Genomic DNA, 12,874 nt, shown 5'->3' with positions numbered 1-12,874 from the left:
TAGTACCTCATTGTATTATTTTACACAAACCCTCTATTTTACAAGGATTTTTTTGTTGCAAAAGTTGAACTCATAGTATATTATATGATTTGTGTGTAACGAGAGTATAAAAGAATGAACTGATTGTACAGGAGGAAAGATAATGGAACAAGCAATAAACAATAAAACAGACCGGCCGCCTTATGGGATTCTTGCTGTTTTAATGATCGGGGCATTTATTGCCTTTTTGAATAATACATTATTAAATATTGCCCTGCCATCTATCATGGCAGATTTAGAAATAGAAGCGGCAACAGTGCAGTGGCTGACTACCGGTTTTATGCTGGTTAATGGTATCTTGATCCCGGCTACTGCCTTTTTAATTGAAAAATATACAGTCCGCAGGCTATTTATTGTGGCAATGGGACTATTTACAATCGGTACGCTTGTAGCGGGTATTGCTCACGTATTCCCGGTTTTGCTGGCAGGCAGAATGCTGCAGGCTTCAGGGTCGGCTATTATGATGCCGCTTTTGATGAATGTAATGCTGATCAGCTTCCCGGTTGAAAAACGCGGAGCAGCCATGGGTGTATTTGGTCTGATCTTAATGTTTGCCCCTGCAATTGGGCCAACTCTCTCAGGATGGATTATTGAACATTATGATTGGAGAATGTTATTCCACTTCCTTTCACCAATTGCGGGTGTCATTTTAGTTCTTGGAGCCGTCATGCTGAAAGACAAAAAGGAAAAAGTGAATATCCGTCTGGATATGTTTTCTCTTGTCCTTTCAAGTATAGGGTTTGGCGGAATACTTTACGGATTCAGTTCTGCAGGTAACAAGGGCTGGGACAGCCCTCATGTGTATTTAACAATTGCAGTTGGAGTCATAAGTTTAATTTGGTTTATTTTAAAACAAACCAAATCAGAACGTCCGATGCTTAATTTTGGTGTTTATAAGTACCCAATGTTTGCATTATCTTCAGCTATCAGTATGACGGTAAATATGGCACTGTTCTCAGGAATGATTCTGATTCCGATTTATGTTCAGACATTAAGGGGGATTTCACCGCTGGATGCGGGATTGATGATGCTTCCAGGTGCCCTTGTTATGGCTGTGATGTCGCCATTAACTGGAAAGCTGTTCGATAAAATCGGGGGCCGGATTTTGGCGATCATTGGTTTAGCCATTACAGTAGGAACTACGTATGTATTCAGCAGGCTGACTCTAGAAACAACCTATACTCAACTGATTATACTCAACTCAATCAGGATGTTCGGGATGTCCATGGTCATGATGCCAGTTTCAACAAATGGCCTGAACCAGCTGCCTAGAAGATTATATCCGCATGGAACTGCAATGAACAACACACTGAACCAGGTGGCAGGTGCCATTGGCACAGCCTTATTGGTAACAGTTATGTCAACAAGAACGGAAACGCATGCTGCTGAAATTGCGAAAGAAGCAATGAAAGGCGGGGCTATGGCTAATGGCGGCCAGATGACTGAAGCTGCTGTGGCGGAAATGCAGCAGCAGGTTCTAATGAAAGCCATGCTTGAGGGAATCAACGATGCTTTCTTCGTAGCAACCTTTATAGCTGCAGCTGCACTTGTTCTGGCTTTCTTCATTAAACGCGCAACACCAATGGAGGACTCGGTTGAAGAGCCTAAGCAGGAGAATATGGTGCCTAAATTGGCTAAGAATTAATCGGAAAGGGAAATCAAGGATTTCCCTTTTTTTTATGCGCAGGAAATGAATATGAAATATAATTGGCCCGTCGTGCGTCTAAATTGGTATGCAAAGATTGTTTTACTAAAATGCTGATTTGGAGGTTGAACATTTGTCGATTAGGGGTATAAATCATTTCTTATTTTCCGTTTCAGATTTGGAGAGGTCGATACAATTTTATAAAAATGTATTTAATGCAAAGCTGCTGGTAAAAGGCAAAACGACTGCATATTTTGAATTGGCGGGAATTTGGATTGCCCTGAATGAAGAACGGAACATACCAAGGAATGAAATTGCCCATTCGTATACTCATGTTGCTTTTAAAGTCGATGACTCAGATTTTGAAAATATGTGCAATAAACTTGAAAAGCTGAAAGTTCATATCCTGCCTGGTCGTGCGAGAGACATGAGAGATAAGAAATCGATATATTTTACTGATCCGGATGGACATAAATTTGAATTTCATACAGGAACATTAAGGGATAGATTGGAATACTACAGATCTGAAAAAGGACATATGGAGTTTTTTGGTTAAAAAAAGCCTGCAATGCTATGTGAGCATTTGCAGGCTTTCTTATTATCTATTTTTTCCTACTAATTTAATTGATTGATGTCCGCTGTGAGGGTGAGGAGAAAACAAAATATGATCCAGATACAGAGCTTCCAGCTTTCGGTCACTTAAATTAAACAAGCTGTGATTATGCTGGAATTTAGAAAGTGATAATAATTTGCTGATTAACGTTTCTCTGTTTAATGGCATGTAATGAACCCTCCCTTATTGTTAGTTTTATTTTAATTCATATTTATCCGATTAGTCAAGTAGGAATTAAATTTTGTCTGTTAATTATGAACAATTTGCACTTTGACTGCTCTTAATCCCAAAACCAAATTGATAAAAAGATCACTTAAACAAAGTTTAATAGCACAGGCTACCTGTCCTCAAGGTTAATAAAGTAGTATAAATATCTAATAAGGGTGGGTATAGCCTAATAGGGAGAGAGTTTTTATCCAATTGTAATATCGCCCATCATGTTGCCAAAAAACGTCTTCAGCTTTCACCGTGTAGCAGAAATGGAGATCCGCTTCAGTTCACCATCAGCAAAAGATTCTTAAACGTAAAGGGATACATTTCCAACATGCAGACTGTTTGCCCTTTCATGAAATGGTTTGCTCCAATGCGCTGAGGAATTGGGACTAATGCTTAACATAAAATTTACTCTTATGAATTTTCTGTCTATATTTGCTGATTCCTAAAAATAACATGCTAAAATAGGAAGAAGACGAATATTTAAAAAAGGGGGGTTAGTATGAACAATACGGCACTATTAATCAATAATCAATTGCTGGACTTGATTTTTGAAAGTACATACTATGGAATTGTTATTGTTGATGCAGATGGAATCATTCAATATATGAGCAATAATTATTGTGATTTTCTTGAAGTTCAAAGAGACGAAGTTATTGGCAAACATGCAACGGATGTTATTGAAAATACAAAAATGCATCTCGTTGCACAAACTGGTAAACAGGATTTTGCTGATTTACAATTTTTGCAAGGCGATTTTGTCATCGCCAACCGCATTCCGATTATCGAAAATAATGATATTGTCGGAGCAGTCGGTACGATAATATTTCGTGATTTGGATGAATGGAAGAAATTGAACAGTCATATTAAAGGGGTATTATCTGAGCTCAATTATTATCGAAGCGAATGGAATGAGTCGAATGGATTAAGATATTCCCTTCATGATCTGATCGGGGAAACACCGGAGATTAAAGATCTGAAAGATAGAGTCATGCGCATTGCAAGAGGCGATATTTCTGCTCTTTTGAGGGGGGAGAGCGGTACAGGGAAGGAAATCGTTGCCCAAAGCATTCATCAGCTGAGTGAAAGGAGCGAGAAGCCTTTTGTTAAAGTAAACTGCGGCTCCATACCTGAACATTTATTGGAATCTGAGCTGTTCGGCTATGAGGATGGAGCATTTACAGGTGCAAGAAAAGGCGGAAAAATAGGGAAATTCCATTTGGCTGATGGAGGGACTATTTTTCTTGATGAAGTAGGGGACATGCCATTGCATATGCAGGTGAAACTATTAAGGGTTCTCCAGGAAAGAGAATTCGAGCCTATTGGGGCGCTTCAGCCTAAAAAAGTGAATGTGAGAGTGATTGCTGCTACAAATCGTCCGCTTGAAAAAATGATCAATGATCAATTATTCCGGGAAGACTTGTTTTACAGGATTAATGCGGTGCAGTTATTTATACCGCCTTTAAGGTCCAGAAGATCTGATTTGCCGATCTTGACCGAACACTTTTTGAGGAAAGCGACTAAGCGGATAGGCAAAAGGGTGACTGGAACAAGTCCTGAGGCAGCCGCTCTGATTAGACAATATGACTGGCCGGGAAATATCCGGGAATTAGAAAACGTTCTGGAAGCCAGTGTCCACTTAACTGACAGTGAATTGATTGGTGTTGAGGAACTTCCTGATTATCTAAAAGGCGGGAAAAAGAAACCAGAAGTGAAAAATCTAAAAGTTTTATTGGAAGAAACCGAAAAGAATGCAATCGAAGCCGCTCTAAAAAGGTACAGGTATGACAAAAATAAAGCTGCAGAATCATTGGGAATTGGCAATTCTACTATTTACGATAAAATAAAAAAATATAATATTTCTTTTTAATGCCAAAAATCCGGGAACTCGGAATCCAATCCGAAATCCCGGATTTTTGCGTTTTTCATTTTAGTTTTAATATTTGAGGACATGTATATGCAGTAATATTTCTGAAAAGTCGGAAAAATAATATCGTGAATCTGGCAGGAATGGCTTATCCATTGAAATTCCAATGTGGCACAAAACTTGCATTATGTTTTTAATAGAAAACTATTTTGAAAGATATGTATACGCTTACATAACTAAAGGAGGAGGATTTCTTGGATCTCGGATATTTTACAAGGAAAATGGCACTTGATATTAATCGTGAAAATCCTGCCAAAGTGGCTATTAAAGAAGAATCCGGCAGAGAATGGAGTTACGAATGCCTTCACCGGACTTCAAACTCTTATGCAAACAAGCTTAAAGATCTTGGTGTCCAAAAAGGCGATAGGATAGGGATTCTGCTCTATAACTGTCTTGAGTATTTCGCGTTGTATTTTGCAGCTGCAAAAATTGGAGCTATCGCTGTCCGTCTGAACTTCCGTCTGACCAGCAGCGAATTTGAGTATGCCCTAAATGATTCCGGTACAAAAATTTTATGCTTTCACTCGGAGCTGGCTCCCAGGATTGAATCTATTCGCAAAAATACAGGAGTGGAAAGGTATATTTGCCTGGCGGGTAGGACTGGGCCGATACCGGTATGGGCTCAAAGCTGGAGTCTGCTGGAGAATGGCGGTGAAGATGAAATCAGTACAGACTCCATTCGCCTCAGCGATCCCGTAATGTTAATGTATACGTCCGGTACGACCGGTAGACCGAAAGGGGCCATCTGGACTCACGAAACCACTTTTTGGTTCTCTGTTATGCAGGCTCTTAAGTGGAACTTTAAAGGAAAGGAAATCGGAATGACTACCGGCCCGCTCTATCATGTAGGAGCAATGGAAGATATTGCGCTTCCCATTTTAATGATGGGGGGAACGGTGATTATAACTGAGAGCAAAGGTTTTGAAATAACCAGAATCTTATCAGTGATAGAAAAGGAATACGTAACGGATTGTTTCCTTTTCCCTTTTATGATTTATGAAATGCTCAATCTTGCTAATCTTGTGGATTACAAATTTATAAATCTAAAGACAATTTATACAGGCGGAGACCCGTTAATGCCTTGGGCACTTGAAAAATTAAAAGAGAATTTCCCGCATATAGGCATTGTTCAGGTTTATGGACTTACAGAAGGAACTCCCATTGCCGCCTGTCTTGATTCCGAGGATGCTTTGAAAAAGGGGAAAACGGTTGGAAAGCCATTGCCATTGACTGAAATTCAAATTATTGATCAGAACAGAGTGCCCCTTCCTCCAGGGGAAATCGGGGAAATTGCCATTAAAAGCCCTGCCGTGTCAGCTGGATATTGGCGAAAACCGGAAGCCACCAAAGAAACTTTCACAGGCGGATGGTGCAGGACAGGAGATTTAGGGGTGCTGGATGAAGAAGGATATTTATCCATTGCCGGACGAAAAAAAGATATGATTCGGAGCGGCGGAGAAAATGTGTATGCTGCTGAAATTGAAGATGTCTTATACCGCCTTGAAGGTGTGAAGGAAGTATCCATTATTGGTGTTCCTGATCCGAAATATATTGAAGCTGTATGTGCAGTCATAGTCAAAAAGGAAGGCAGCACGTTTACAGAAGAAGAAGTCATCGAACATTGCAAAAAGTATCTTGCAAGCTATAAAAAACCAAGAAAAATTATCTTTACAGAAGAGCTGCCCCGCACACCTTCAGGTAAGGTTCAGAAGTTCATGCTAAGAGAACAATATAGCTGAGATGAGGAGGAATGAAATTGGAAAAAACAAAAGCTGTTTCCTGGTCCATTCAAAACAAAATTGCCATTATTATAATCGATAATCCACCACTGAATGTTCTAAGTGAGGAAGTCATTGAGCTTTTATCAATTGCTGCGGATGAAATTGAAAGCGATTCCAATATCAAAGCTGTTATCGTTACGGGGGCTGGAGAAAGGGCTTTTGTCGCAGGTGGCGATATAAAGGGTTTTCCTGATTGGATGGGAAAAGGGATTGAACTGGCAAAGGAAAAGTCTCTCTGGCTTCAGGAGCCTTTAAATAAACTGGAAAGGCTGCCGCAGCCCACGATAGCTGCCATTAATGGGTTTGCTCTGGGAGGTGGCTGTGAATTGGCTTTAAGCTGTGATATCCGGATAGCAGAGGAGCACATAAAAATCGGGCTGCCTGAAATCAAGCTTGGCTTATTTCCAGGTGCGGGAGGAACTCAGCGGCTATCACGTCTTATTGGTAAATCAAAAGCAAAAGAAATGATTTTCACCGGTGAGCCACTGTCTGCAGAGGATGCCTGGCGGATAGGCTTAATTAACCGGATTGCCCCTAAAGGAAAGTCGCTTGAAACAGCCTTGGATCTGGCGGAATCTATCAGCAATCATTCACTTCCCGCCCTGGCTTTTGCCAAGAGGTCGATAGATAAAGGTTATGAGCAAAGGCTTGAAAACGGACTCATCACCGAGGCTGAATATTTTGGCCAAGTTTTTCAGACCGAGGATATTAAGGAGGGGGTCGGGGCTTTTATACAAAAAAGGGACCCTAAATTTACTGATCAATAATTTAAAGATTAGGAGGAATAAAAATGTTTGGATTATCGCCATTAATGACTTTTATGTTATTTGTTTTTTGGCCGCTGTCATTGGCCGCCGCTGGATTATGGGGATTATTGGCATTTAAAAATAAAGAGGAAGAGGATGATGCTTTATGATTTTGGCAATCGGAATTATCTATCTGCTTGTGATCCTGGTTATAGGGTTATTATCGATGAAGCATCAGAAAGACATGGACACCTTCTATACCGGGGGCCGGAGATTTGGCCCGTGGCTTGTTGCCCTGGCTGTCTCTTCCACAACCATGTCCGGATACGGTTTTATTGGATTGACTGGGCTTGTGTATGAGCATGGCTATGCCATTTTTATGATCGGTATTTTTGCCACTGCCGGGATTTTTGTAAGCTTTTTGGTATTGGCTAAGCCGATGAGGAGAATTACACAAAAATTTGGCGCTCTGACCATTCCGGATTTATTGGAAATCCGCTATAACAGTAAAACAGTGCGGGCCATTACTGCACTTGCCATTCTTGGAGGAGCAATAGGCTATCAGATGGCTCAATATAAAGCATTGGGCAATATGCTTGAAACTGTCTTAGGAGTTGATTATAAACTTGCTTTATTTATAGGAGTGGCCATATTAACGGTTTATGTTGTTGGCGGCGGAATGATCAGTGCCGTCTGGACAGACTTTATTCAAATGATTGTCATGATTGTTGGTTCTTTAATTGTTTTCATAGGCGGAATGAGAATGGTTGGAGGCATGTCCCAGATGAATGCTGAACTGACAGCTATTAATCCTGATATGGTTCAGGCCTTCCATACTACAGGCCCAATCGGAATTTTTGCTTTTATTTCTTATTTCTTTATTTATGTAATTGGACATCAGGGACAGCCGCATGTGGTAACCAAATTTTATATGATCAGAAAAATTTCCATGCTTAAGTGGGCTTGCATTATAGCGGCATCCACTTACGCATTAACAGCTTTATTATGGTTTGTAGGATTATATACACGCGTAATGGTAAACCGCGGGGAAATGGCAGCACCGGCAACTCCTGATATGGTGGCCCCAATGTTTATCGAAAACTTTTTCCCGCCTGTTGTCGCCGGGATCATATTTGCCGCTGTAATGGCAGCAATCATGTCAACCAGCGAAGCATTTCTTCTAGTAGCAAGCTCATCGATTGTAAGAGATATATACCAGCAGATTATTAAGAAAGGTGAAAAATTACCGGAGAAAAAGGAATTGGCCCTATCCAGATGGTTTACTCTTATCATCATTGCTATTACATTCCTGCTCTCACTAAATCCGCCTGATCTCGTTGGCTGGCTTGGCAATGCATCCTGGGGAATCTTCTCAGCCTCATTGCTGCCTGTATTGAGCATTGGTCTGCTGTGGAAGCGCGCAACAAAGACAGCTGCTATTTGCTCATCTGCATTAGGTTTCATCTCGAGCCTTGGTCTTTACATTCTGAAAGTAAAAGGGATTTTTGTTCCGGCACTTGATACTGGTGCTATTGCTATGATCATCTCTACTTTATCATTGGTTGGAATCTCCCTCATCACAAAACCGGCATCCAGCCCAATTTTTGAAGATAAGCCCGGTCAGGCTGCTAAAACCGATCCTGCTGCAGCTAATCTTTCATAGTTTAAGAAAACTTCCGCAGGTGTTTTTTTAAATAGGTAAAAAGGTACAACTTAACTTGCAGAATGGCAGGAATACCCCTTTCCGCCGGTGAATACAATTAGAAAATGGAAACAGCTTTCTATATAGAGAAAGGAAGCAAATATTTAAAAAAGCTGGGGGAAAAATGACTAAGCGAAAATGGGGAATAGCACTTTTGTTTATTGTCTGTTTCATAGGATTAGCCGGGTGTTCAGGAAAAACTGCCGGCGATAATGAGCCGGAGAAAAAGGCCGCGGAAGAGAAGTCTAAAGAAGATAAGACAAAAGAGGAGGCAAAGGCAGAGGAGCAGGCTAAAGAGGAAGAAAAGAAGGAAGAAATAAAGCCGGTTGTGGTTAATGTCATCGATCCTGATGCAAAAACAGTGCTAAAGACCTTCAGCCCTGCTGAAATGGGATTTGGTGAGGATGATGAAAAATATAAAGCAGATCTTTCCCAATGGGCCAAGGAAATAGCGCGAGGAACGGATACAATAAAAGGCTATGACCAAAGGATGACCCTTGACAAAATTGGTCCCGATGGCAATATCATTAAAGGGCAGCCTGAGATTATTCTTGAAGAAAGCGAATTAGTGGATAAGATTTTCGCTGCTTCTGTAAGCGGCGGGGATGTTGAGCTGCCGCTCTATGTTTCAGAAAGCGGTTATGATCCTGCTGATGTACCTCATTTAGGAGAAGTAATCGTCGCATCCTATAGTACCAATTTTAACAGCGGCGTGGCAGGCAGGACAAAAAACATTGAACTCTCAGCAGAAGCCATCAATAATATCATTCTTGGTGAGGGAGATCACTTTTCTTTTAATACAACAGTGGGGCCCAGTGATGAAGCACATGGGTATCAGCCTGCAGAGGAAGCCATTAATGGCAAGCTCGTAATGGGGATTGGGGGCGGTATTTGCCAAACATCCTCCACTCTATACAACGCTGTTGATAAAGTCGGGGTCAGTTATGTAGAAAAACACCATCATTCTGTAACGGTGGGTTATGTCCCAAAGGGCCGGGACGCAACCGTTTCATATGGAGGCAAAGACTTCAGGTTTGAAAACACAACCGGCATCCCGCTTCTTGTAAAAGCAAACTTCGGAAATGGTGTCTTAACAATTGAAATCAGAACAGCAAAAAAGTATGAGGGAATGCTTAAGAAAGCAGTTTAACTGCATCAGGCACCTAAGACTTATTTCCGGTTTAGGTGCCTGAGCTGTTTTTAATGCACTGAATAAGTTATGGAAAAATAAGCAAATAGCGGAGGGGTTTGTCCACACCATTCCAGTCACTTTTAATACAATAATATAGAAGATCTCCTCCCTAAGGATCTTTGGTCTGCATAGTCGCCGCTAATCTGCCAGCCGGATTAGCGGCATTTTTTTTGTATTATTATGAAAATAATAGCGAAAGAAGGAGAATTTTCTGTACATATCTGAAGATCCAGGTAAAAAGTACCTGACTTACCAGTTGTGTTCATGATAAATTATAAGTAGAATATCCTATCATATCTGGAAATGAGGAAAAGGCATGAAATTATCTGTGGCAAAAAAACTGTTCCTCGGGTTTTTGTCTGTCCTTTTATTATTTGGTCTTGTCGCCGGTTTATCAAATTACGAACTCGGTAATGTTAACAGAAATTATCAAAGTTTAATAGATGATAATGTCTCTGAAGTGATGCTTGTAAAAACACTGAAGGCAGAGCTTATGAATGAAGCAGGGGGAATCCGCGGCTATCTCCTGACAGGCGACTCTACATATCTGAGTGACTATGAAAGTTCCCGCAAGAGGATGGAACATCATATCAATAAACTGAATGAATTAGCCGGCAATAAGAAGGAGAAGGAATTGGCGCAAGAACTGGAAGTGCTCCATAATCGCTATCAGAGCATTATTGACAAAGAAATTAAGTTTAAGCTGGAGGAAAATAATGCTTATATGTCATTAGTTGAAACTTCCGATAAACAGATCAGCCAGGATTTTAATAAAAAAGCGGATGAACTTGTAAAATTTTATGAATCCCAATTAAATGCCGGGATAAATGAAACTGTCTCTGGCGTTAAATTCTCTCAGACGATTACTTTAATTATTTCGATTACAGCCGTTATTGCTGCCATGCTGATCGCTTATTTTATAAGCAGAATGATATCCAGGCCGATTAACCTGGCTGCAGGAGCGATAGACAAAGTGGCAGGTGGAGATTTAAGTCAGACCTCTATTAAAGTAAAAAACCGGGATGAAATAGGAGTGTTTATTTTATCATTAAATAAAATGGTCCAGGACTTGAGGTCTCTAGTCAGCCAGGTAAGAAGCACATCAGAACAAGTGGCATCAAGCAGTGAACAGCTGGCTGCAAGTGCAGACGAAAGTTCTTTGGCTTCTGAACAGGTAGCTGCTATTTCGCAGAAAAATGCTCTGGGGACTGAACAGCAGCTTTACCGTTTTAGAGAGGTATCTTCTTCAATTAAGGAGATTGCTTCCGGAATGCAGCAAATTTCTTCAAGTAGCGAGCTGATGCTTGAAGCAGCGGAAAAGGCAGATTTTTTAACTAAACAAGGCACTAATTCAGTCGATAATGTTGTAAGGCAAATGAATGAAATAAATACTACAGTAGGCAGTGCTGCTCAGCATATTTATACGCTCGAATCCCGGTCAAAAGAAATCAGCAATATCGTTGAATTGATCACGAATATCGCAGAACAGACAAATTTGCTTGCACTCAATGCTGCCATTGAAGCTGCAAGGGCGGGTGAGCACGGGAGAGGCTTCTCGGTTGTCGCTGACGAGGTCCGTAAATTGGCAGAGGGATCCAAGCAATCTGCCATTCAGATTCAGCAAATGATAGGGCTTATTCAGGAAGAAACAAAGCATGCCGTTCTGGCAATGGAAAAAGGAAATGAACAGGTAAGGGATGGCCTCGAAGATACAATGGAAGCAAGTGCAGCTTTTGATGAGATCGCCCATTCAATGGGTGATGTAACATACAAAGTTGAAGAAGTCTCATCCTCAGTGGAAGAACTGACTGCCTTAACCACCCAGATTATTGATGTTATGTCCAATGTGCAGGACATTTCAGAAAAAAACGCAGCAGCTTCACAGGAAACTTCAGCCGCAACAGAAGAGCAGCTTGCCACCATGGAAGAAGTATCAACATCAGCGGGGTCTCTTGCAAAACTTTCTGAAGAATTGCAGGAACTTGTATCAAGATTTAAATTATAAAAGGGACTCAGCTGAGTCCCTTTTGAATTTTACTACAAGATTTTAATGGTTAATGGATACAGGTATGGAATGAACGGCTCCTCAATTTCTTTCCATTCCTTAATTTTAATCATCGGCATCTCTGTTCCATTATAGGCTGCTTTATCTATAACTCCGCTAACTTTGACCCACATATTATCATAGAGGTCCGGAGCTTCCTCCAACTCTGATAGAAAGCCAATCATACTTGCATCTGCCACACAATGCGTAATCAAAAATCTCGAAATGACAAGCTGATTGGAAGCAAGTCCTTCTTCTTTATATATAAATCCCTGAAATTCAATTTCCCTGCCAATGAATTTATCAATATCCTTACTGATTTCCTCATAATACAAGCTAAAAACTTTATCATCCATCTTAATAGCAGAAGCGGAATAAAGGTCCTTTTTTAATTGCTCAAACTCTTCATTGGATATTTCCTCTACTTCTTCATTTACAGACAGGTCATGTTCCAGCTCCCCGGCTTCCTCCAGCTCTTCTTCAAAAGAATAGTCTTCTAGGTCAAAGTCTGATTCATCAGACCCTGTCGAGGAGCTCACCTCTTGTTTTTGATTACCAAGTATGGCCAGTCCGCCTTTTTTTTCAGCTATGGAAGCATCAAGCGTCTTTGCAGGCAAGAAGAATCCTGTTAATAGCGGAAATAATATAATGGAATAAGACAGCAGCTTTTTTACTGTAAACGGTGTATCTCCATGATCATGATGATGAGAACAGGTATCAACATCATGATGGCAGCAGTCCTGACCTTGATGATGTTCGTGAACAACGTTTTCTCTATTAAAAGTCCATATTCTTGTAATTTGAATAAAAAATAAAAATAAAAACAGTATGGAAGCGGATTGGCTTAAGCGGACATATTTGGGATTAATATACTTGGTTATGTCGCCTGTATAATGAAGCTGAAAAATCAGGCCGCAAAAAGCCAGTAGAATCAGTGCCCTTAATGCCTGCTGGAAATGGATTTTCATAGCA

11 protein-coding genes and 1 pseudogene are annotated in these 12,874 nt (G+C 40.6%); 10 read left to right on the top strand and 2 right to left on the bottom strand.

The window, feature by feature from the left end; genetic code table 11:
- Positions 1–142: 142 nt before the first annotated feature.
- A complete protein-coding gene (locus tag CE058_RS06510; RefSeq protein WP_163141339.1) occupies positions 143–1,684 on the top strand; it encodes a DHA2 family efflux MFS transporter permease subunit in 1,542 nt (513 codons plus the stop codon).
- A 133-nt stretch (positions 1,685–1,817) separates the two neighbouring features.
- A complete protein-coding gene (gene fosB / locus CE058_RS06505; protein ID WP_048008813.1) occupies positions 1,818–2,240 on the top strand; it encodes a metallothiol transferase FosB in 423 nt (140 codons plus the stop codon).
- 42 nt (positions 2,241–2,282) lie between these two features.
- Here the strand turns inward: fosB and CE058_RS06500 are convergent, their stop codons facing one another.
- Entirely contained in the window at positions 2,283–2,465 is a 183-nt protein-coding gene (locus CE058_RS06500; RefSeq protein WP_009334884.1) for a hypothetical protein, read from the bottom strand.
- 547 nt (positions 2,466–3,012) lie between these two features.
- On the opposite strand from CE058_RS06500, the gene CE058_RS06495 reads away from it, so the two are divergent.
- From CE058_RS06495 to CE058_RS25315, 8 genes and pseudogenes are all read left to right on the top strand, one after another.
- Positions 3,013–4,380 carry a sigma-54 interaction domain-containing protein gene (locus CE058_RS06495; protein WP_163141336.1) on the top strand — a complete coding sequence of 456 codons (1,368 nt, stop codon included), beginning with the start codon at positions 3,013–3,015 and terminating at the stop codon, positions 4,378–4,380.
- Positions 4,381–4,631: 251 nt separating this feature from the next.
- Entirely contained in the window at positions 4,632–6,176 is a 1,545-nt protein-coding gene (locus CE058_RS06490; protein ID WP_163141333.1) for an AMP-binding protein, read from the top strand.
- A gap of 17 nt (positions 6,177–6,193) precedes the next feature.
- Positions 6,194–6,985 (top strand): enoyl-CoA hydratase, encoded by a 792-nt coding sequence (locus CE058_RS06485; RefSeq protein WP_048008810.1) that lies wholly within the window; start codon positions 6,194–6,196, stop codon positions 6,983–6,985.
- A gap of 23 nt (positions 6,986–7,008) precedes the next feature.
- Positions 7,009–7,134 carry a hypothetical protein gene (locus tag CE058_RS25030; protein WP_261391473.1) on the top strand — a complete coding sequence of 42 codons (126 nt, stop codon included), beginning with the start codon at positions 7,009–7,011 and terminating at the stop codon, positions 7,132–7,134.
- Positions 7,131–8,627, top strand: coding sequence for a sodium/proline symporter (locus tag CE058_RS06480; protein ID WP_163141330.1), 1,497 nt, complete (start codon positions 7,131–7,133; stop codon positions 8,625–8,627). Before CE058_RS25030 ends, CE058_RS06480 begins: the two co-directional genes overlap by 4 nt.
- Before the next feature lie 163 nt (positions 8,628–8,790).
- Positions 8,791–9,816: a VanW family protein gene (locus tag CE058_RS06475; RefSeq protein ID WP_048008808.1), complete on the top strand. Its 1,026-nt coding sequence runs from the start codon at positions 8,791–8,793 to the stop codon at positions 9,814–9,816.
- Positions 9,817–10,174: 358 nt separating this feature from the next.
- Positions 10,175–10,921 (top strand): annotated as a pseudogene (locus CE058_RS25320) (CHASE3 domain-containing protein); the annotation flags it as partial.
- Positions 10,916–11,863 (top strand): methyl-accepting chemotaxis protein, encoded by a 948-nt coding sequence (locus CE058_RS25315; protein WP_483297535.1) that lies wholly within the window; start codon positions 10,916–10,918, stop codon positions 11,861–11,863. The pseudogene CE058_RS25320 and the gene CE058_RS25315, both read left to right, overlap by 6 nt.
- Before the next feature lie 32 nt (positions 11,864–11,895).
- Here CE058_RS25315 and CE058_RS06465 read toward each other — a convergent pair whose 3' ends face one another.
- A complete protein-coding gene (locus tag CE058_RS06465; RefSeq protein ID WP_163141324.1) occupies positions 11,896–12,870 on the bottom strand; it encodes a TIGR03943 family putative permease subunit in 975 nt (324 codons plus the stop codon).
- Positions 12,871–12,874: the final 4 nt, after the last annotated feature.

The organism is Bacillus sp. 22-7, assembly GCF_010628845.1.
GTDB classification, from domain to species: Bacteria; Bacillota; Bacilli; order Bacillales; family Cytobacillaceae; genus Cytobacillus; species Cytobacillus firmus_B.
The sequence above is the reverse complement of the archived record's forward strand: the minus strand, read 5'-3'. Positions and strand labels throughout refer to the sequence as shown.

What these genes read in the sequence shown, in the direction of transcription:
- CE058_RS06510 (WP_163141339.1), top strand. Translation starts at nt 143, where the DNA reads ATGGAACAAGCAATAAACAATAAAACAGACCGGCCGCCTTATGGGATT.
- CE058_RS06500 (WP_009334884.1), bottom strand. Translation starts at nt 2,465, where the DNA reads ATGCCATTAAACAGAGAAACGTTAATCAGCAAATTATTATCACTTTCT.
- CE058_RS06495 (WP_163141336.1), top strand. Translation starts at nt 3,013, where the DNA reads ATGAACAATACGGCACTATTAATCAATAATCAATTGCTGGACTTGATT.
- CE058_RS25030 (WP_261391473.1), top strand. Translation starts at nt 7,009, where the DNA reads ATGTTTGGATTATCGCCATTAATGACTTTTATGTTATTTGTTTTTTGG.
- CE058_RS06480 (WP_163141330.1), top strand. Translation starts at nt 7,131, where the DNA reads ATGATTTTGGCAATCGGAATTATCTATCTGCTTGTGATCCTGGTTATA.
- CE058_RS06475 (WP_048008808.1), top strand. Translation starts at nt 8,791, where the DNA reads ATGACTAAGCGAAAATGGGGAATAGCACTTTTGTTTATTGTCTGTTTC.
- CE058_RS25315 (WP_483297535.1), top strand. Translation starts at nt 10,916, where the DNA reads ATGGTCCAGGACTTGAGGTCTCTAGTCAGCCAGGTAAGAAGCACATCA.
- CE058_RS06465 (WP_163141324.1), bottom strand. Translation starts at nt 12,870, where the DNA reads ATGAAAATCCATTTCCAGCAGGCATTAAGGGCACTGATTCTACTGGCT.